The organism is Paenibacillus motobuensis (assembly GCF_039521865.1).
In the GTDB taxonomy this organism is placed as follows: domain Bacteria; phylum Bacillota; class Bacilli; order Paenibacillales; family Paenibacillaceae; genus Fontibacillus; species Fontibacillus motobuensis.
In genome coordinates this window covers 206,034-227,962 of sequence record NZ_BAAACX010000007.1, presented here as the reverse complement: position 1 = coordinate 227,962, position 21,929 = coordinate 206,034, and the positions used below count along the sequence as shown (strand labels likewise).

Sequence of the window (21,929 nt, the reverse complement as noted above, 5' to 3'; positions counted from 1 at the left end):
CAAATTAAATAGCCCCCGGTATACCGAGGGCAAAATAAAAACGCCTATCGGCGCTGCTAACTTAATACGGGATTTTATTTCGTGCTATTGTGTTACCTTTTTCAGCCATATTATTTAGCTTATCTTGTAATTCACGAAGCCTTGTTCTCTTTTCTTTGTTGCTGATAGATGTATCTTCTTGTACTACCCTAATCTCCATTCTTACTTTGGACATGTTCTGGTTAATTTTGTTTAACTGTTTTCTCAATGGGTCGCTATACCACTCTGGTAACTCCTTGATTTCTCTATCGTTATAAGCTTGGTCAATTTTATCTTTAAAATGGTAGAACTCTGTTGAAATATCATTGCTGAATACCGGATCTGCTGTTACCTGCTGCGCCAAGGCGCTCCCCAAATCACCACCAGGAGCCAACAACGGTTGTCCAAACTGACCTATGAATCCTGTATATTGCTTCACAAGATAATCAAGCTTCTTAGGTGATTGCTCGAACGGCGTTCCATACGTCTTGTCACCGATCCACTTAGCAATATTAGTTGTTTTTGTATCAGCCTGTAATCCTGGAGATAAGTTTTTCAAATGACCGGGAACGATTGGAGCGCCAGAGAAAGTCTCGTTTGCCGCCAAATCTGCGAATGGGCCTAAAATTGTATCGCCCACAACGCCCAACATTCTATCTGTAATCCCTCCGCCTTTAGCGGCTCCTGAAATACCTGGAGGTAAGAACTTAGTTCTTAGTTGATCAGCAAAGTCTCGGAATGCCGCTGGATCATCCTCAGCAAACTTTCTCATTAATCGCTCTGGTAAGTCAGAGAAAAGAGTGCCTAGCTCCATAGGTTTAGCGATTTTTATAAATGTTCCATCACCTTTAGGAACCAATAGGAAGTTATCTTTTGTACGATTACTTAGTTTCTTGTAATTTGGATCATTGTAGTTAACAGCATATAAAACAACGCTCGGAACCGTAAACGCAAGGAAAGCTTTGATAGTAGCCTGAACAGGATTGTTTTTGTACAATCTAACCACTTGATCGAAGCCCTGTATTGCAGCGTTCATATAAGGGAACACCTTATCAAGGTCTGCGACTATCTTCCCGCGACGCTTAAAGTTAACTGTTATGTCCTGCGCCTCAAACAAAGCCTTTTTAAGATCATCTGGTAAACCGCCTTTTGATGCCCTCTTAAACTCAGCAAGCCGCGGTGCAGACTCAACGGCATTCATGACGTTTTCAAGTCCATAGTAAAGACGTGGGCCCAAATCCTTCAAAAGACTCTTAGGAAGAACCGATCTTTTGCTTTGTGCTAACAGGTTTCGGTTCGCCGCGATACTAGACGAGTGACCACCACCAACGCGTTTATACTGTTTATACAACTCACCATCACGCATGATTTGGACAGATGCCTCAGCCATGTCAGCAATGAATCTTATAGGGTTATTTGTTGTCTTAGAAGCGACATAAGCATGCGGTATATCTCTTAGAATATTTCGCGTAAAGCTGAAAACAGGGTTAGCGCCAGTTGTTAATGTCTTCATCTTATTAGTAAGCCATCCGACCGCATCCATAACGTAATTACTGCTCTTCGGTCCGAGCGCTGTAATCGCATCAAGCAATTGAGGATCGTTTACTTTTAAATGAATCTGCTCACCGTTATTCATTACACGAACAATATTGTCTTTGTCTAGGGCTGTTTTCTGCATAGCCTTATCGAAGTCATCACTGAATCTCGATAAAACCTCATCTAATCCATTACCGTCCAACGGCAATTTTGTAAGGTCCTCTAAGCGTTCTGGCTTTTTCACTATTTCGAAAAAATCTACAAACGCTTCTGGATCCGCTTCTATATTTTTTACAGCCTGCTGCATAACTTGATTGCGTTTAGCTGTCTTAACAAAGGCATCCGTATTTTCGATTATTGCTTCGATTGGTGATATAATCTTGCGCTGGGATCCGGTTTTCTCATAGCTCTTTACCGGGTTTGATTGATTGCCAAATCCTTTTTTCGCCCTACTCACTCCATTGTTTCTTTTTTCTAAGGGCGTAAAATAACGTTTGTTTGGTACGTAGTAAGGGTTCGCATCAAACCACGCTTGAGCCATTTCAGGAGATATAACACCAGTATCCACAAGCCAACTATTTACCATTTGTCGATTGAAATTGTACAGCTTATCCGCCGTTTCTTTGAATTCAGGGAATAACTTCTCGTATTCAGCAACCTTCTGAGCACCGTATTCCGGAGTCCAATTCAGTTTTTTATCGAATACAGTTTCGCCGCGCTCGGCACGCGTAATTGCGTGCTTGTTAATCAGATAATCCTCAAAATCAACGTAAATATCCTTGCTGACTTTTCTTATTTGGGATTTGGTGCTGCTATTAACTTCACCTCTCACCGCTTTAGGCAGCCCGGAAAGAATATCCTTAAGTGACTCACCGATTACTTGGCCGTTGCTGTCCACCAAAGCGTCAGTAATAATCTGCCTAGCCGTCATGTCAGATCCTCGCGTAGCTAATGCCAATTTATGAACGCTATGAGCCGCGCTTAGTGGCTTATCCAAAACATCTTTAACCAACTTGTCAAATTGATTGAGTGGATGAAGATCGTCAACCAGATTTGTATATAAGCGGTCGGCAACACCAGCAAAACTAACTGGCTCTTTATCAAGTCTTGTGACTAATTGCGAACGTGTTGTATTGGATAGGGAATCATATGGATTCGTTTTAGAAAAAGCTGATATTCCCAATCCATTATTATCGGCAAACTGTCCAGGACGAAGTATCGGATCCGCATTAGGATCGATCTTAGGCGGATCAGGCGGCTTTATTGTGCGCTCTGCAGCAGGAGCCGCCTCACTCGCAAGAATATAATCAATGTCCTCTGGTGATAAATTACCCCCAGACGATAGACGTTCATTAATTTCTTGGCGACGAGGATCTAATTTCGATGTTCCTGGTTTAACAGGCTGAGCCGGAGAAGGTGTTGCTCTCCTCACCCCACTTGGCTCAACACGTGCATCTTTTAACTCCTGCGATATAATCGGCTGATCTGTAATGTGGAGGGCCGGATCAATTTCACGCAAGCTGTTTTGTAGATTCTCACGCACAGCAGCTAGTCCAGCTAACTGCTCATCGTATCCATTCTGATCTCGCCAAGAAGGTACAGCACCTGCTTCATCCACGAACCCATTATCAACACGCTCACGGGCTAACTGATACAGGTCCTTATTTGAAGGAACCTTACCGTTTTTAGCGTAGAACTCCTGATACCAAAGAGGATTATTGGACTGGCGTCCAGAGCGGCCAATCACATCCCCGCTTTGATTTCTCTGGATGTTACCCTGCTGAACGCCACCACGACTATCACGAGACTCTTTCAGAAACTTATACTCATCTATAACGCGTTGTTCATAACTAGTCTGCAGATCGTTAATAGCCTGGTCGATCTCCTTAAGACCGGAGCGACCTTCGGCGGCATTGGCTGATGCCCGAACAGTAGAAGGCGAAGCCTCTGGAAGCTCAAACGTGTACGGATTCGCTATTGGTTCTGTGCTGGCAGCCAAATTACCACGCTCTGCAGCAGCTGTCATCCGCGTATCCTTCTTACCTTCCGGCAAAGCAAGTATTTCGTCTATTTCCGCTTGCGGGATACCATTACGCTTAAACAACTTAGCAAGGCCAAGTTCCACACCCTTAAACGCGGCCCCTGTTGCGCCCCCAATCGCTCCACCTGTGACTGCAGATGTTAATATACCCTTATCATCCTCACCAGTCATCGCGCCGAACGCAGCGCCTTGCATTGTCCCTGCCGCTGTCTCTCGCAGTGCTTCGCGGGTTATTGCTTGAGCGGTCTGAGGATTCTTGAATACCTTACCAAGTTGATTGGCTGCTGCCTGTTCTAGCTTCTGTCCAGCTGGAGAGGTTAGAACCTTGTCAGTCACACCATAAGTTCCAGCTATTGGCCCAGCACCAGAAGGGGCGCCTGTAGGTGTAAATACAGACGCAACTCCACCCGTTATATCAGCCACCTTATTAGCTACCTTGCTGCCCGTGTCAGGCTGGGCCGTAACAGGATTGCCCCCTGACATGATGCTATCAGCAGAATGACCGATACGAGACAAAAAGTTACCTACATTAGTCTTATAGAAAAAATCATCCAGCGTATTGCCGAACGCTCTAACAGGAGCTGGCATGCTCTCGCGCTCCTGCCTACGCTCATTGTATTCGATATCTCTTGGACTCTTCGGAGCTTCAACCTGAGCAGCAGGTGCTTGAGCCTTCGTGAGATTTTGAATCGAGTTAAGCGGCGAGGCAGCCCCGTACTTTTGAATCAAGTCCGACATAGGGTGATCACCTTTTTCTGGATCCAGCGGAGCAGGCTCATCTACGGTGATCGTTCGATTCCGAACTGCGTCGAACATGCTGGTTGACTCCGCGGGAGACTGGACAGGATTCTGCAGCCGCTGCCTTACCCTTTCTCTTGCTTCTTGCCCTTGTTGTCTCCTATCTCGTTGTCTGATTGCATCGAATTGGCTAGCCATTGTTACACCACCTTAGGAAAACATGTTGTAGTACTTAGTTACACCGCTAATCCAATTCTTATTTAGATTAGTCGGATCGTTCGCAGCGCCAACAGGAGCATACTTCCTCTGTATCTGAGCAATGGAAGTAAGCCCTTGATCAAAATAATTGCGTTTGAGGTTGGACGCCATTTTATCAATTCCCTCCTGGATAGAACTGAACGACATTAGACCGTTTTTACCCATCATACCGCCTACGTTATTCTTGTTTTTGGCAGCATTGCTTGTACCATTACCGGTCTCATGGATGGCAATAGCGGCAAGTAAAGCAGGATCAATTCCATACTTCTTACCGGCCTGGACAAAGGCATCGCCTTGTCCTTTTAGTACACCGCTAAGGGTATTGTTCAACTTGGCCCCACTAGCCGAAGCCGTGGGGCGAGTCAGTTTCCCGACGATGCCCCATACTTCTGCATGTACTTGTCAATCTCAGTCTTAGTCATTCCAAGGGACTGAAGTATCTGGTTTGTTTCAGTATCGCTCAGACCAGAATCAACAACATTCAAGAACATTTGTTCACGCTTCGCAGCGTCTTGAGTGATTTGAGACCCTGCCTTTGTCTGGTTACCGAACTCGTCTTTTGTATAGACAGGTTCTGTATAAAGGCTCTTCATCGATTGCAGCACCTGATTCGCTGACAACCCGCTGGTAGCCGAGGATGAAGGATTACTCATTTGCCAATCTAATTGAGACCAAGCACGGTCGCTATCATCCCAACTCAAAGCGAGCTGCGCCTGTCTGTATGCCTGCTGATTGGATTCTTGCAACCTGGATAATCCATAACCAAGACCGAACTGACGAACATCTTCATCGAACTTCATCTTCCACTGCTGATCAGTAATAGCGTCACGAGCTTTCTGATAGGCGAATTGTTCCTGACTAAACTTCTGATTAAAGTCTTGAGATTGCTTCTGGAGATCCATTTGTTGTCCTGCCAGCGTTCTTATGCCTTGGTTATTGGCGCTTGCTGTCTTAGAGTTCACATTAGCTCCATACAGGCTAGGATCAACGCCTAAAGCTTGCAATTTTGATCTTAGTACGTCTGCTTGTTGACTTAATCCAGCCCGTTCCTGCGCGGTAATTCCTTTTGTTTCTGCTTGTTGCTTCAATCCCAATATTTGATTTATAACTTGGCGGGCTTCAGTAGGCAGATAATTACCTGTTAACTCTGCTTCAGTTATTGGATTCTGGAAATACTCTTTATCCTGCAATCCATACAGGTTGGACAATCCGCTAATCGTGTCTTGACCAACTCCGTAATTAAGCTGCTGAATCTGCAAGTTTCGATTGGCATCATCTGTATAACGTTGATAGGCTTGCTGCATTAACTGCGGCACCAGGTCATTAGCAATGCTAGCCATTGTACTATCAGCCACTTGGTTAGATACCATCTCAGAATAAGAGGACTTTCCTTGCCCGTTGCCCCGCAAAAATGCGTTTGTATCAGCCTGCTGATTAGCAATGTTCTTCTTCGCTTCAGCTAGTTGCGCCTGATAAGCGGGATCGGTATTCGGATCATACGTAAACGGATCTGGAGCGTTGTACTGATATTGTGATTGTTTGTTAATAAAGTCTTGAATCTGATTCAACGTGTTTTGTGTCGGTGGAGTATATGTCGCCTGAGGCGTACTAGATACATTGTTTGCTGCCTGAACCATTGGATTAGGTTGGTTGCTTGGGGTATAGCCAAGGTTTACCGTCAAGTACTTTTGTTGTGCCGACGTATCCAAGCCTTGCGCCTGTCTGCTGGCAATAACAGATAGCGTTCTATTTATTTCATCTTGTTTGAAATTCTGGTCGTTAGCTATCTTACTTTGGTTCTGAACAATACCTTGTCTGCCTGTAGAATTGGCTGTTGCGTAGTTAATGCCACCATATCCTAGATTATTTGTAGCCATGTTACACCTCCTTGTAGGCATAAAAAAGAGCCCTCGATTTTGAGAGCTCATATCAATCATTTAAGTTTTAAATTGTTATCCCTATTAGACCATCCATTTACCGTGCCGTTGCTGAATGTCACTGAAGAGTTTCCGTATTTCCAAATTTCATGTAGTTCCCCTCCTATAATACCATCAGGAGTTCCCATGACTTCTTGAACTCTATCAGGACTATCTCCTTTTTCAAAAAAATCACTTGATTCATTTGGAGAACTAACTACATCGGCGTTCTTATTCCTATTCCTGATGCTATCAAAATTTATTTCACCATAATCATCATTGGTGATGTTATCTTGATTAGCTAATTGCAACTCAGATTTAATAGCATTCAACATTTCTTCTTTTAGTTTTTCGATTTTCTCATCAATAATGGCATCAACATCTTTATTACTTTTCTCAGCATTGTCTACCTGAGCATTGTTATTTACTGTTCTCCATCCATCTGCATAAAGTATTTGTGTATTACCCGTAATACGGTTAATTTTAACTAGAGTTTTCTGATTAAACTTATCGTATTTATATAAACCAGGGTAAATGAATATACCAAATGAAATTATCAAAACAAAACATAGAGAAAACAAATAAATTCTTTTCATTTATTTACCTTCTAATTTATCCAACTCTGCCTCAAGTTCAGTCAATTTTTGTTTGTACAATGGAAGGTTAGTTTCTGCATCTTGTAGGTTTTTTTTGGACTTTTCAAGTCGTTCTACATACATAGTGTACATATTTTCATCGTAATACTCATTGTTATCGGCCTTTTGCTGTTCAAGCAGTTCAACCATGTCTTGACTGCTTTCTATCAATCTTAAAATCGCTTCTTTATTCCCTATTACGTTTTCCGCGCCACTAATCTCCTTGTTCAGTTCACGTATCTGCTCCTGCAACTTCTTCATTTGCTCTGAATTGTTAACGGCCTGAGTTCCAGACACTTCCGATCCACTGGACAACAATACCTCTTTGGTGTCCACTTTCGTCACTTCCAATCCCATTTCATTTGCTGTTGCTCTTAACGGTAGATAGGTCGTTCCATTGATTACAGCACCTTGTCCAATGGACTTATCATCAATTTTGACACTCACTACATTGCCCACCTTGCTACCTAACAACTTACTGGTAGCCGCTTGAATTTGCGGCGTAAACATCACTGCTGCGCCGAGTACAAAACCAGCCAAAACTAACGATAGATTACGAATCATTTTCATAGGATTCACCTCTGTGTCATATTTTGGCACCATTATAACATACTAGCACTGGCCTACCCTAGACCTAATAGTTCACTCAATGATTTTCCTGTATCGTTGTCACACAATTGAGCAAACGATACCCATACTCTCCCGCGGCTGCTCGGACTTAATTCAATATCATAGGATGAACTCACCATTAAATTTTTTGTGGAATGTAAAAGAGAACGCTGGCTTTGTTGGTATAAAATAACGCTGTCCCCTCCCCCTGATAACGTCAACTGAGGGGAACCGTTTGCCGTTCCAACTGCGGCCATTTTTACATAACTGCTAGGAGATGCGTACGTAGAAAACATATCTTCTGTTTGGCTCATCTCGGCTCTTGGGTACCCACCGCGCCTAGTGGCGATATATGAACCGTATATCTCTACTGATTCGATCAATCCTGCAATAATATGACCAAGGTTTGCTGATATGGCAGATAATTCATTAACCATGATCTTATCGGCTGTAACAGATCCTGCTTGAAGCTTTTCAGTAGTTATGGAACCGGCCTTAATATTCTTGGCTTCTATACCATTTGTTCGAATATTATCGAACGCTACATTACCATTCAGAATAAATTCCAAATCCTTAGCCATCTTCGCTGTAATATTTGCAAGCTTCTTAACATAATCAAGCAGCACCGCAACATCTCCCGTTTGCGGCGGCCCCTGTATCTTTGGAGCATCAGACCAAGTACTCATAGGCTCCCTCCTAATAAAGCGGCAGTTGTCGTGTCTGACGGGTGAATTCATGCATTCTAACCCGACCAGTGCCGCTGAACTTAACCCGTATCCAGTTCTCTCTAGCGAAACTAGCAACTGGAATAATTACTCTCTTAACCTGTGTACCGTTACTTGTGATCGTCTGGACCAGCGTCCAATCCTCTCCAGTGATCGATGGAGACAAGTGAATCTGCATAGTCCCGGTTAACTCAACAACCACCCATAGCTTATACCAACGCATCTTTTGAGCCGCAGAACCGCCGTTAAATGGCTTTGTAATTGCATACCAAGGTATACTATTCCCCGCATCTGTAGCGCCATCTAATCGAAGCACACGGCCTTGTGCGTCGCCAATATATAACTTCCCTTGCATCGAAACAAAATGGAGTGCCGTAATACCGCTCCACTTGCTCCAAGACTGCACGCCAGCGCGCGGATCATAGACCATTAACTTGTCATCTGGGATGTTGAAATACAGTTTCGTTCCATCAGTGCCAGCTGCGCTCTGATCGGTTATTCCAGTTAGGTATTTTCCAACAATATCGGACACCGACTTTTCAGGAGCGACACCGCCGCCGTATTCATAAATTCCTGTGCTGTGCATGAACCGCATAAAACCTTCTTGAGTCACAGCGGATTTATGGTTGGCTAGCCCGGTATCTTCTGTAATTAGCCTAGTATTAAAATCTGATGGCCTACTTCCGTATAACTCATGTAGTCCGTTAGGCATACCAATAGTCAGTTTTGTTAAACTACCGGACAGCATATTTATTTCTTCGCCCAGACTGGATTCCATTGTTTTACGGTAACTCGCATCGTCATTAAGGAAACTATCCCAAATGGTTGCGTTGTCCAATTTACAGGCCCACAATTCCACGCCTACTGCGCACCAGAGCCTATTCTGATATGTTGTGATGTATTTACCCTTAGAAGGCGCGCCGGACAAATTAGATACTGTAGAGCCGTTATAGCGCTTCATCGTGTCTACACCGTTGCAGCCGATCAAGTTCACTTCATCAAAATTACCCTGAAAATTGGTGAAGCTCCATTCAGCAGAAGTGTTTAATCCGCTGGCCAATGTTGTCCATGCGTTGTTCTTCCACCTGCGCCATGTACCATCATTAAATACTACATGCAATTCTTTACCTTCCCATACGCCCATCCCTAATACTTTTGTTCCACCAGATCCAATAACAGAATAACCCGGCCTAGTAGATACAGCCGGGTAATCATCGGAAGTCATATTTTGCATGTCTGTGAAAAATCCATCCGGTATAGTTAAAGGATCAAATGTATTTAACCCCTTAAATTCTCGAATAGGTATAGGTTGCATCTGACCAGGCAAAGACTGATACTGCGGCAGATTGTATTGAACAGTCTTCATTAACCATCACCGCCTTGGTAGTTCTGAGCTGCTACATTCCAAGCTGCCTTATATTGTGACTCATAGTTTGAAGCCTTTACACCGTCATCCTGAGTGTTAGCGATGTAAGCAGCCAAAGCTGGAATGAACGTCCAATGGTATTCTTCTGGAGGATCAGGGACAACCGTCAGGTTCGTAGAAACAAAAGTTGTGGTGCCTACCCTACGGTATCTTAGCACGCCCTGCAGATCAGAGTATGGAGCAGGATAAATAGATAAAGTATGGCTTACGTCGTCAAAGCTATAGGCATTTTGTGCTGGTGTAACTGCGTCACGATCCAAGCTCTGATAACGGAACATGCCGACCATTAGTAAATCAATGTTCTTTGAACGTACATCGTTGGGTAAAATGTAATCTTGCTTAGCTGCCGTACAATTAAACTTTGTGATCTTTGGGATCTTCACTACGTTGAAAAAATCCTGATTGATAGCATTTAGCCAAACGATTTTATCCGCAGTAGGAACTTCGTTAGGTACTAACAGATCGGCTTCTTTTATAATATCTCCTACATTCATATACTCACCGCCAAGGAAAATTTTCCTGACCTATTCAAATTTAATTCCCGTAATCTCCTTGTACTGCTCAGGTGTAATCTCTCCAAATGGATTGGACTCAGTAGTGACCGCACCCTTAAGCGCCTCTGCTGTCACCCATTTCATCGAAAACGCCAATGTCCAAAATTTCATTGTGCCATTCCACCTTTCATTTGAATGATTTCGAGTTTAGCTGCAGCCAGCTCCGATCCTAAGGAAGCAATGGTCTGCTGTTGCTCAATTGTCGTGAGCTTAGTTGTTGCTAATTCCGATCCCATACTACCGATTAAGGATTGTTGTTGTATGCTTTGTAGCTTCATAGCCGTCAACTCTTCGCCTAGCAGATCCACCGGATTAGGCTCCTGCGGCTGCGGCTTAGTCAGTTCCTCGATCTCTTCTGGCGTCAGTCCCTCCACCCAATACCCGGTTGGATCAGTCTGCACGTCCTCTTCCCTCGCTTCCCATGCCGCCAAATCAAACTGCGGCAGATACAGCCCCTGCGGTACAGGAACACCAACAACATACCCGGCAATCTCCGGTTCAGCCTCTTCTACCTCTTCCTCCGGTTCATCTGCCGCCTCAGGATCGGTTTCAGGCGGCAGCTCCGGCAACGGGGCATAAAAAGGGACGACACCATAAAAGGCATCGTCCACTAGCGTATCCTCTAAGTAGAGGCCGTCTGTATTTACTTTAGGTACTGCTTTCAATGTGTATCACTCCTTTATTGTGTAGGGAAGTTCATAGTAAGTGAGATACCAGAGGCCGGATTTCCCGTTACCAACATTACTCTGCCCGTAGTAGCGTTAACGTCAATGATTGCCACTGACCCATCCGATACTGCTGCAAGTACACGGATATTTTTAACCGGGCGATACCCTTCTGGCAGGTTAAAGATCGGCACTGCTAGCGCACCACCAGCGACTAAACCCACCACCTCCACCATGCCATCCGAATCTTTTCGATAGCCTTTAAAGGCATATGATGTATCCGTATACGCAGACCACCCGTTAAGCAATGTCGGAGCAATCCATCCCGGCGCATCCTTCTCCGCTTTCTTCTGCGTTAGCACCGATACACCGTGTAACGCTTCGGCAACGCCTGCGGTAAGGTCGGATAGCTGCGCCTTTTCATTCGCGGCCACTACGCCGGAGATTGGAACAACAGGCGATTTGTCGAGCTTGATGTAGGTGACGCTGTAGGCTGAATTGACAGAATAGTTATATGCATACGCAGCCGCTCTTTGGTTACCCCAAGAATTACCGTCAACGTAAAATATCCACTTATTAGTATCGTCACCGCTGTCCCTATAAATATTAAGTAATTTAGATGCTTTTGATTTCAGAGGTGACGCAGGCACATTAGAATTAGGAGCAGCATTAATGTTATACGCATTGTATGTTGGGTCATGCGATGGTTTAATGCCCTCCCGCAAAACAATCCCCGTACCTACTTGTACCACGTTATCGCCTTCTTTAAGAGTTAGGCAGTCTTCGGATACGACTGGTTCGACATCCTCTTTGGCGAGCCGGTATAAGAGTTGGTATGGGGTATAGCTATAATTTGCAGGGAAGGTTGAAGGGATGACATTCACCCCAAAAGTGTAATCACCAGTAATAGGTGTCCAGCCTTTATTCAAACCATCCGTTCGATTGTAAACAGAAGTTGCAGAAGCTTTTGTACCGTATTCGTACATCTTCCAGCCGTTAAAATACGCCTTGATCTCGTCCGGTGTCGGTGTGTATGCGTCTCCCCATCCGCTGTCTGTGTTGGATATCGAAATTATTAAGCGACCTACGCCTTGAAATGCTTGTTGATCAGATGCGCTCGTATTTGTACCCCACGCTACTCTTGCGAGATTCGCTCCGTTATATTTCGTTAAGTATGCGCTATCCACTGCGCCAGAAAATCCGTCTAGTTGAAACCTTTTAAAAGCCGTTCCTGCACTGTGATAAGTCCAGCCTAACGATCCGTCCAGTACAACCTTTCTCCACGGGCGTAGCGCAAAATACTGCCCATTCCGCTCAAACAACTGGTCAGGATCGGCTCCCGTCTCTGGATTAGCGTGTAACTCTGTCTGGAAGGCAAGCATAGAGTCTTCGCGCGGGACAAACGGCTTAGGCTCGGTGCCTAATGTGAGCATAGGATTTGAAAATGTAAGTGTTCCTGCAACTATCGTATTGTTAGAAACAGTAAATTGAATAAACGCCGTATCTGCTGTTGTTTCAATAACTCCGTATTGATCAGATGTATAAGGATATGGCCGAGATAATTCTGTTCCAGCTTTATTTTTAAGCGCCACTACAATTTTCCCGTTATGTTCTAGTGAAAAATAATATCTCTTTGAAGCCATAGCAGTAACTTCCACACCACTATTTTGATTTACCGCATCTGGAGTCAACTTCAATTCATACGGCGCTATTACATTAGCTTTAGAATTTAATGACCATTCATAAAACGGCGGCAATAGATTCCCGCTGATTTGCGTAACATAGGGATTCTCTACACCTATGATGCCGATGCGACCCTGCCCGTTGATCTCGCTCTTGCCCTTTATACTGCCGAGATTAAAGCGTGCGTCACGCTGTGCGTTGATAACCTGTAAGCCTGGTTGTAAAGTGATCTCGTCTGTGTCGGAGGTATCAAGGCGATTACGAATGTCAACAAGTTCTGGGATAGGATCTGCACCATCGTGATCATGACTACTTCCGTGTAGTCCGGGAATAGCCTCTCCATTTGCGGTAAATGTTATTTCCTTGCTATTCTTATTAGTCGAGATTATAATCCCGGTTCCGCCTTTGAGTGTGATTGCATCTGTTTTATTCAAAGCTTCAACATCATTGACTTTTGAAAAAGCATTCTGATTTACTTCAGCTCCTGGAGCGATTCCGTCAAGTTTCTTTTTGTCTTCAGGTGACTCAAATCCTGCTTGTGTTTGCGTGGCATTTGGGTGCGTATGATTTCCGGAAGCTTTGCTGTTCCAGTTATCCTTATCAGCCTGAGTGACGTGGATAACTGAATTCTGAATGTGATCATCAAACTGTTGATTCTTCTCGTCAGTGTACTTATTTGCTTGTTGTAACGCCTTGTCAGCTTTATCCTGTGCCCCTGCGGGCGTTTCCCATTGAGATGTTGATTGCCCTGCGATATCTTCGCTCGTGTCTCTCCAAGGATATCTGCTCATTCTACCACCTCTCATCTACGCTATATTTTTCATATCCATTGTTAGCAGCTTTCCAATCATTTAAGAGTTGCTGATAAAGCTCGTCGAAGCCGCCAGTAATCTCTCGAAGTACTCCATATACAAGCACCATGTCATAATCAGGATCAAAACCCGTCATTCCGTCCATATCGTTAATAGATAGCGGCGGCAATACAGGGATATGAAATATCTTAAGACCCATTGTTACATCCGTATCTGGTGTTGGAACAAGTCCGATCATCCCAGATTGAACGTAATAATAAGGTTTGATCGAAGCATTATGAAATTGTCTGTACGGTATACGACGCCACTCCCCTTGCCAGAGAATATCAACGTCCGTAATATTACCGACTGGGCACGGGAGAATGTAGAGAGCCTGGCCAGTCATAAGGTCAATCCCTGTACATACGGTTTCGGTTTGTTGTTGGCCAGAGCCTAACTGCCTAAGTAGTCGATCCCTGACTTGAGTTATCTTCCTCACTATCGACTGCGGCGACAGGTAATTCGGCGCCTTTTCTTGTATTTCCTCTACCACGTCCCTTACTAGCAACGCTTCCACTCTCCTTCAAATCAACTAATCTCTGCAGCAGCTCATTTGTTTTACACTGCTCTACATAAATAGCATTCAATGCATCTAATTCATCACGATAGATTTGCATTAGCCCCACCTTCCCTCTTTTAAAAACTCATGTGAATGCTTAAAACAAGGAAAGGGAGCCGTAGCCCCCTAAGCTTGTTACTGTACATTGTGACCGTAAATGAATGAATAGTTAGTGAAACCATAACCCCAACGACCGATAGCTTTAAACTTGGATACTTCTGTATCGAAGTCAGTCATATTGCCATTCTCGATCTTACGTCTCCACTGCCATTGGTTGAATTGCTTTAGTCTAGCAGAGTCGGCGGCGAACCAGTTTTTACGTTTAGCTGGAGAAATAAACGGATTGACGATAACTTTGATGTTGCCCATGTACATATTGGCATCAAAGTTATTGCTTCCTGGTTCGTATTTAGGCAAGTCGGAATCTGGAAGTCCTGCGATTTTGAAAGCTGCTCGGGCATTGTATGGCGCGACAATCAGGGTATCTGGAATCACAGCCAATGGATTACCACGGTCATCTTTCCACTCTTGCATAGCAACTGCTGTTTCGTCCCAAGAATCAATTGTAAGCGGCTTATCACCTAGATTTGACTGTACATCTTCGCTGTTTGTAGGACTATACGGGTGGTCCACAGCGCAAAGCGGCTTTCCATCTGGTCCTACAAACGACTCGATTCTTCCTCGGAAATTCTCTCCGTTTGCTACGAAAGCATTGTTTAGGAACTCCACAGCCTGCAATTGTTGTGTTTTATAAACCGCATCTGCCAGACTGATAATGCGCGTTTTGATTTCAGTGAGCTTAAGATCATCGATAAAATCGCGCTCAATAATTCGACCATCAGAATATTTGCGATTTTTGATGATCTTTTGCCAGAGCTCATCGATGTCCTCGTAGAAGACCTGATTGTTCGACTTATTCCATTCTTCCATCAGGCCTTCGCCGCCGACTCCATCATAAGACTCCATTGACTTATTTGATGTTGATGTGTTGTAAAGTAGTGGGATGAAATCTTTCTTACCACTCATCGCAAGCGAGTATAGCTCCTTAAAAATAGGTTCAAGGACTAGCGGATCCCAACGTAGTGCTGTTTGCATTGGTCATTTCTCCTCTCTTATGAAAACTGACGGGATTTTACTTTTACCCGTACCGTTTTGCTATTGGTGTTCACGGCGAACACGGATAAGGAACCATCTGTAACCGTAGCGGCATCTACCGAAAGACCGTCTGCAGCAGTAGCAACCTCATTCGCTCCGGATACAAATCCAGCATCTTCAGTGCCTGTATACGGCGCATCGTACCAGTCGCCTTCCCTAGCCAAGATATACTCAGCTTGCTTATCCGTACCGGCCTCAATATTTGCCGTCAAAAAGCCAGCAATCGCATCTGTCGGACCTGCTTTCGTAATACGACCACCAACAATCTTAATTGCTTCCCCAGCAAAGCCTGCTTCGTTGTCTGTCATGAGTTGCTCTGTGACCCGGGTAGGATCCTTACCATAGTCGTTGTACACATATTTAAATCCTTGTGCCATTTCTTATCACCTCGTTTTATTATTCAAAGTTCTTAGCGTATTTCTGCGCCCTTTTCGGATCGATATCAAACATAGCAAAAGCAGATGTAAGCTCTTCCGGTGCGCTTGGCTCCAGATCCGCTCCACCTGCTCCTTCAACTTGCGCCCTTTTATTTAAGCGCTGATTCTTCAACACAGACTGTTCAGTTCGCTTTCTCTCGTTCGCAAGAATACTATCCCTGTAAACAAGCTCATAGGCGTCTACGGGATCGTATCCCCGCTGTAACCTACTTTGCATTTCAGGAGTTAGCCAAGTGGCCGTACCTGTCTCAGCATCTACCTGTTCAGTTAGCTCCGGGTATTTCTTGAACAGAGCTTCCCACCCTTGAAGCAATTGCTGTTGTGATTGCTCCTGTTGGCGCAATTGCTGCTCCTGTTCGCTGCGTTGGACAACCTCTCTGGCTTGTTGTAGCAAAGGATGGTTATCTAGGTATTGGTCAAGGACTACCGGATCAATACCCGCATTCTCCGCATCCTCACGCAATTGCTGTTTAAGATTGTCGAATTGATCCCGCTGCTGCTGTATTTGCTTTTGCTCGATAGCGTCAAGATTCTCTATCAATTCAGCATGGTCTTTGTACCCTTGCTGCCTAGCTAACCTGTCCAGGGCAGATTCGTATTGTTTTGCTTGACCCTTTACCTTGTCGTAATTAAGCCCCTTTTGAATATGCTCCGGTATTTGGTCATCCAATACAGTTACTTCTTGACCGTTGTGTTTGACTGTTATCCCCTTAACCTCTTGCTCAGGTTCGCCGTCTATGGTTGGATCAGCCTCACCATCATTAGAGGTAGTATCACCTTGTTCAACCTCTTCTGGGTAATCCAAGTCAAACGCTTCATAGTAACTCTTCATTTCTTCGTTGCTTTGGCTGGCAACGTCCGTGATTTCTCCGCTATGGCTGGCGTTTTGAATCACTTCATTTTCCATGGTTATCCTCCTAATCCGCTATGGCTGGCGGTAAATAAATAGGCCTGTGAAGTCTCATCACAAGCCTGGTTGAATAAAGTTGGATTGCATTATCTCATTTGCCGTTTTAGCAGCATCAAGTTCTAGCTTTTGCTGCTTCATAGATTGCTCATTTTGTTTATACTGCATATCCTGGGTAACCTTTTGATCGGTTAGTTGCGCAATGGCTTGCTGCATCTGCTGGTTTTCCTGCTGTAGTTGCTGCGCCATTTGCTGGGCTTGTACAAATTGTTGCTGTATACCTGACTCTTCTTCAATCCTGCGCTTAATAACATCCATAGGTTCCATGCGCCCGGTCTGGATTACAAAGCGAATTCCCTCTGCGTCAATCATCGGCAACCCCGTTATAGGGTCTCTCGCATTCAGAAGATTGAAAGCAAGTTGCAACCAGTACTCACGATCCTGCGGCTTATCTACACCTATATGGACATTAAGATCAAACTCGGGCACAAACTCTTCCAGTACCTCTTGTTTTTCAACCGGAGCCCTATCCTCTGCTTGCTGCGATTCATATTCAGTTGGTGCCAAAGAGATTAGAGCGTCCCGGCTGATAGCCACATTGTCACGGCCAATAACTCGGGCTATGCGTTTGGTAGTGTAAAACTGCGCTATCAACTCTACGTACTGAGTGAACACCTCTATAAGCGCTTCTGAAATCAAATCAGACACTGTATTCAAGCGTGTACCAGATGCAGCGATAAGCGTCTTGGCTTGTTCTCCACTCGTGACCTTACTATTGGCCTGACCATTAGCGGAATCGAATACCCCTGGTATCTTCTGCAGCATCTCATCGTAATAGTTCAAACTGTTGAACACGGTATTAGGCACATTCACGCCCTGTAATTCCTTGACCGCGTTCATACGTCCTGCGGCTACAGGTAGCATCGCTGACGGCAATCCTCGCTGTTCTTGCCATGTGCGTGGTTTAGGAATTGCCCCCTCTTCATACACGATAGCGCTGCCGCCTTGTTTCGCCATCGTCTCGATTATGATCTCAGCATATTTATTTTTGAATATCTGCGGCTTAATCATATCGCGCATAAAGCCCTTGCCCCACGGATTGCCTTCCTGTGGGTACAGGGTGCGAGCTACAAACGGGTATTGACCGTGATCATATACGTATGCCTTATGCTCCAGGAACACGCCGGATGTCGATACGTAGATGCAATGTACGCCTTCCATGCTGCCTTGAGCCTTGGCAAGGTATTCAGATGGATCAATACCCTGCAGTAACTTCTCATTGGCTTGTTCTGTAAAAAGTTCCTTGTCCTCTTTACTCACTAGCTTCGGAAGTCCACGGTACCAGTACTCTATCAGTCCAGTCGTCTTATCACTAACCTGGGTATTAAGTGACGAATCACCAGTAGAATCATAAGCGTCCGTACTGAATATCTCAACTTCGGACGACACATTATCGGGCTGAACCTTGGCTCCCTGTACCTTCCACCGCTTTTTAAAGTATTCCAGCGGCTTGCGAACATGGATTATGATCGCTGACATATCCTGCAGATAAATGAAATCGTTGACCCTCGGATCCGGAAAGAATGTTCCCAGGTCAACTGGGAGTATATCGTTTCGCCCTTGGTATCGATTCAAACCTCTGCCACCTTCGACTGTCGGGTCAAAGATCGTCTTATAAATCAACGGCCCGTGAATCACACAGCGCCGTACAGCTCGAGTATGCTTGTGTCGGAATTTGATCTGCCGTAACTCATATGGCATAAAGTCATTCAAATCCCTAGCCTTATCCTCGTCACTGGGCTCCATGGCGCTGTAATCCGGAGTGGGCATCCAGCCGGTCAACTTGCCGACAATTGACTCCACCTGGCTAAACACAACGTTCTCCACGGCATCAGGCCGGAGCTTCGATACAGCCTCTGTCCGGAGACCGCGCCAATGATCGCCCATGTAAAAGCGCTGCTCCTGCTGCCAGATCGCCTCCATCGGCTGGCGGGCGGCTTTGAATACCTGGTAATCTTGGTGGACGGTATCCCATATCTGCTGTTGTTCTGGCGTATTTGGGCTTGTACTATCTTGCTTGTCTGTGGTGGCGTCGGAGAAAATACCTTTGATCTTATCGATTACACTCATGCTCCATCACCGCCTAAATCCGGGGATAACACCCTTTTTCATGTCTTGTAAGTCCTCGTCGTCCACGTCCGGAACATTCGGATCATCGTACCAACTTAAAGGCTTCCTACTCTCCACATTAGTGTGAGGATCATCTCTCGCCCGAGTCATAGACACGTATTCGGTGTAATTACGGGACATCAGTTTATCGGTTAGCTCTCTGATCGTCTTATCTTTATCACGCATCATCAAACACAAAAAACAGATGACTCCAAAGACCAATACAGCTAACACAATTTCCGTCATTGTGGCCCCTCCTTATGTAATTCGTCTGATAACCTTGTTCTTCCACATTCAGTACACTTCCATATAGACCTTTTGAACCCGCGATGTATAATCTCATCGCCGTGAATATTCCTTACAAAACTATATTTGTGTTTACAAAATAGCTTCTTAAATATCATGTTCAGCTCTCCCTTAACTTGCATATTTATTCGTCTTGCGACTCTTCGGCCAAAATCAAAAAGCCCACAACCACGCGGTTTATGAGCTGCTGCATAATCTATGCATAATTTACTTGCCTTTTAAAATTACATAAACCATTATGTACTAATGGTTGCGGCGTTTGGACATATTCACAAAACCTTGTCTTTTGTACACATGTCTTGCATACCTTATGCATTACCAGAAGCCCTGAACATCTGGCATATCGTCGTCATCGTCTTCGTCAAAGTCGCCGGATCTGTTAGGAAGAGATTCAGGGTTCGCTCCCCATGCCTCCTCACCTTTCGCTGGAGTCGGCTGACTCATCACCCAATATCTAAGCGCGTCCGGAATATGGTCAAGGCTGTGAGCAGCTACGTCTTCCACTTTCCGCTCATCATGCATCATGGCTGGGATCGCCTCGATTGCTTTCACACAGGTATCAAATATTTTTAACTTGGCTGTCTTGTAGGATTGTCCAGTTACGTGATCGATCGCATCATACACCTTGAGCCATTCACGCAGCCGTTTCCAACCATTGACGCGCTCTTTCTTCGCCTGGATAAGCGGAACATCTTTCTGCGCAAATATCTCGGCAGGCGTGATATTCTCTGTCTTAGCTTTATTCCAAAAGCTAGTATCAGCGACATTGTACTCAAACCTCTCTTTAACCGGGGTATTCAACCGAACCAGCTCAACCTGCTCTGATGTTAGTAGTTTAGATTGTGAGAGCTCCCTATACAGATAGCCAGTCCCATCAGGTGCTAATGCGATCCATAAGCATACAAACGGATCCGTGTATCCTTCGTCCAGCGCCCGATACCTTTTCCAGTCGCGCGGGATGTCGAAAGGCTTGACTACATGAATCGAGCGAGAAAACTCACCGAAATACTGGCCTGCGAATACATCCCAATCCCCTTCGAGCAGCTGCTTCCGCTCTACATCCGACAGCGCCATTAATCGCGCCAAATAGCCCGGATCCTCTTGGAGCAGGGATTGGTTGTCGAATACGTTAGCTGGAATAAACATTCTGCTACGAATGATCGGATCGCCGGCTTTCCTACCGGGGACGCCTTCTGGCCAGTAGAGTTGATTTCCATCATCATCCGTCTCTGGAACATGGTACAGTGTTTCTGGCGGTCCTAGTGAGACAAAACGCTTCTTAACCCAGGTATGCCCAAGCCCGCCCGGGTTCGTCGTACTGCGCACGCTTTTCGGATACCCGTTGGATCCACGGCAACGGGACAACATGTATTTGTACCAGGCTTCTTCAAATTGCGTGAGCTCCTCCCAGCGGATCACGTCATATTCAGCACCCTGATAGTTCATATAGTTGCTATCATTGTCCCAATATGCCAGCTCGATCACGCTGCCATTGATGAAGGTCCACTCATGAGATGAGGTGTTATACTTGCCCAGCTCCTTCGGATATACCTTCAAGGTCCGATTAATGATAGACCGCTGAAGATCGGGAAATGTTCTCCGGAAGATAACCTGCCTACTTCCAGGATACTGCATAGCGTATTTCAAAGCATCGAATATCGTGCCCTCTGACTTACCGCCACCTGCAGCCCCTCCATAAAGGATTTCATCGGCTTCGGCCTGGTGGAAAACCTGCTGACGTGGCTGCGGCTTATACGGAATAACCACTGTATTACTCATGATTTAGTCATCCCCGAATCAAAAATAACTTGAAGTGGACCGCCGCCCTCTCCACCAATCTCCAGCTTATCCTTAAACATACCGAGGTGACGGGCGATATTCTCAAGCGCCTTGTCTTGATCGTGGAACTTTATCTCAAGCCCTGCAGCCGTTGTCTTCGCTCCTGCGTACAACGCCTTAGCCTGCGGGCTCAAATCCCGTGTATCGTTAACATGAAGCTGCCCGTGCCCCTCTCCATGGCATTGAGGGCACTTAGGATGTGGACGTATCAACGGATCGAATCCATATCCACCAGCATCAGATGGAAGCTCAACATGCTTCTTCTTTTTGCTCTTTTCCGCTTCAGCCCGTGCTATCTTAACGGCTGCCTCATATTCCGCCTCGTTGATCCACTGGTACTGGTGATCAATACCAAAGCAATAACGGCAGCAGACACGGCGAAAATGGATAATCTCGTTTGGATCCGCGAAGGCAATATCCTTCCAGCGCTGCAAAACCTGTTCTGCTGATATCTCCACCTTAGCAGCTCGCTCATCCATTGCCTTCTGGATGGCTTTCTGAACCTTAACATTACTTAACAATCGGCTTGCCTGTTGCTCGGCCGTTTTCGGACTATAACCTGCTCTGATCGCTGCCTGCTTGGCATTGAGATCGACCAGGTATTCCTTGACGAATAATTGCTGCTTGGCCGTCAATGCCATCGCACTCAACTCCTCTCAGAGAAAAAATAAAAAAGCCGCCTATTGGCGACTAAGCTTACTCGATATTTATTTGTGCTGAATATGTATTTCCGTCATTTGTTTCTGTCACCTTAATGTCGCTTGTGGTGACTTTCGGCTTCCAATTCGGATTTTCTTTAAGTTGTTTCTCATAATACTTGTTCACTTCGCCCGCCGACTTCTTTATTGCTTTTGAAATTTCGTTCAAATCGCTCACCTCAAAGATATAATATCATAAAATTA

General features: G+C 45.1%; 20 protein-coding genes. All 20 read right to left on the bottom strand.

Annotated features, from left to right (window positions below; translation table 11 throughout):
- Positions 1-61: 61 nt before the first annotated feature.
- Complete coding sequence (locus tag ABD014_RS06250) at positions 62-4,531, bottom strand: LPD38 domain-containing protein (RefSeq protein WP_343858820.1); 4,470 nt, start codon at positions 4,529-4,531, stop codon at positions 62-64.
- Between the two features lie 12 nt (positions 4,532-4,543).
- Entirely contained in the window at positions 4,544-4,921 is a 378-nt protein-coding gene (locus ABD014_RS06245) for a glucosaminidase domain-containing protein (protein WP_343858818.1), read from the bottom strand.
- 32 nt (positions 4,922-4,953) lie between these two features.
- Positions 4,954-6,468 (bottom strand): hypothetical protein, encoded by a 1,515-nt coding sequence (locus ABD014_RS06240; RefSeq protein ID WP_343858816.1) that lies wholly within the window; start codon positions 6,466-6,468, stop codon positions 4,954-4,956.
- A gap of 56 nt (positions 6,469-6,524) precedes the next feature.
- Positions 6,525-7,103, bottom strand: coding sequence for a hypothetical protein (locus ABD014_RS06235; protein ID WP_343858813.1), 579 nt, complete (start codon positions 7,101-7,103; stop codon positions 6,525-6,527).
- On the bottom strand, positions 7,104-7,712 hold the full coding sequence (locus tag ABD014_RS06230) for a hypothetical protein (RefSeq protein ID WP_343858810.1): 609 nt from the start codon (positions 7,710-7,712) through the stop codon (positions 7,104-7,106). It lies immediately after the preceding gene.
- Positions 7,713-7,765: 53 nt separating this feature from the next.
- A complete protein-coding gene (locus ABD014_RS06225; protein WP_343858807.1) occupies positions 7,766-8,437 on the bottom strand; it encodes a hypothetical protein in 672 nt (223 codons plus the stop codon).
- A 10-nt stretch (positions 8,438-8,447) separates the two neighbouring features.
- Positions 8,448-9,842, bottom strand: a complete 1,395-nt coding sequence (locus tag ABD014_RS06220; RefSeq protein ID WP_343858804.1) for an SMP-30/gluconolactonase/LRE family protein — start codon at positions 9,840-9,842, stop codon at positions 8,448-8,450.
- Positions 9,842-10,396, bottom strand: coding sequence for a phage adaptor protein (locus ABD014_RS06215; RefSeq protein WP_343858802.1), 555 nt, complete (start codon positions 10,394-10,396; stop codon positions 9,842-9,844). The genes ABD014_RS06220 and ABD014_RS06215 overlap by 1 nt, the downstream gene beginning before the upstream one ends.
- 30 nt (positions 10,397-10,426) lie before the next feature.
- The gene (locus ABD014_RS06210) at positions 10,427-10,567 is read right to left on the bottom strand and encodes an XkdX family protein (protein ID WP_343858800.1); all 141 of its coding nucleotides are present in this window, start codon (positions 10,565-10,567) and stop codon (positions 10,427-10,429) included.
- Positions 10,564-11,121, bottom strand: coding sequence for a hypothetical protein (locus ABD014_RS06205; RefSeq protein WP_343858797.1), 558 nt, complete (start codon positions 11,119-11,121; stop codon positions 10,564-10,566). Before ABD014_RS06205 ends, ABD014_RS06210 begins: the two co-directional genes overlap by 4 nt.
- A 14-nt stretch (positions 11,122-11,135) precedes the next feature.
- Entirely contained in the window at positions 11,136-13,595 is a 2,460-nt protein-coding gene (locus ABD014_RS06200) for a hypothetical protein (protein ID WP_343858795.1), read from the bottom strand.
- Between the two features lies 1 nt (position 13,596).
- Positions 13,597-14,094 (bottom strand): phage adaptor protein, encoded by a 498-nt coding sequence (locus tag ABD014_RS06195; protein ID WP_449290193.1) that lies wholly within the window; start codon positions 14,092-14,094, stop codon positions 13,597-13,599.
- Positions 14,057-14,272: a hypothetical protein gene (locus ABD014_RS06190; protein WP_343858790.1), complete on the bottom strand. Its 216-nt coding sequence runs from the start codon at positions 14,270-14,272 to the stop codon at positions 14,057-14,059. Before ABD014_RS06190 ends, ABD014_RS06195 begins: the two co-directional genes overlap by 38 nt.
- A 77-nt stretch (positions 14,273-14,349) precedes the next feature.
- Positions 14,350-15,309, bottom strand: a complete 960-nt coding sequence (locus ABD014_RS06185; RefSeq protein ID WP_343858787.1) for a Mu-like prophage major head subunit gpT family protein — start codon at positions 15,307-15,309, stop codon at positions 14,350-14,352.
- Positions 15,310-15,326: 17 nt separating this feature from the next.
- Entirely contained in the window at positions 15,327-15,746 is a 420-nt protein-coding gene (locus ABD014_RS06180; RefSeq protein ID WP_343858785.1) for a hypothetical protein, read from the bottom strand.
- 19 nt (positions 15,747-15,765) lie between these two features.
- Entirely contained in the window at positions 15,766-16,713 is a 948-nt protein-coding gene (locus ABD014_RS06175; protein WP_343858783.1) for a hypothetical protein, read from the bottom strand.
- Between the two features lie 57 nt (positions 16,714-16,770).
- Positions 16,771-18,843 carry a portal protein gene (locus ABD014_RS06170; RefSeq protein ID WP_343858781.1) on the bottom strand — a complete coding sequence of 691 codons (2,073 nt, stop codon included), beginning with the start codon at positions 18,841-18,843 and terminating at the stop codon, positions 16,771-16,773.
- Positions 18,844-18,849: 6 nt separating this feature from the next.
- Entirely contained in the window at positions 18,850-19,128 is a 279-nt protein-coding gene (locus tag ABD014_RS06165) for a hypothetical protein (RefSeq protein WP_343858779.1), read from the bottom strand.
- Positions 19,129-19,503: 375 nt separating this feature from the next.
- The gene (locus tag ABD014_RS06160; RefSeq protein WP_343858777.1) at positions 19,504-20,967 is read right to left on the bottom strand and encodes a phage terminase large subunit; all 1,464 of its coding nucleotides are present in this window, start codon (positions 20,965-20,967) and stop codon (positions 19,504-19,506) included.
- Positions 20,964-21,668, bottom strand: coding sequence for a terminase small subunit (locus ABD014_RS06155; protein ID WP_343858775.1), 705 nt, complete (start codon positions 21,666-21,668; stop codon positions 20,964-20,966). Before ABD014_RS06155 ends, ABD014_RS06160 begins: the two co-directional genes overlap by 4 nt.
- Positions 21,669-21,929 lie beyond the last annotated feature (261 nt).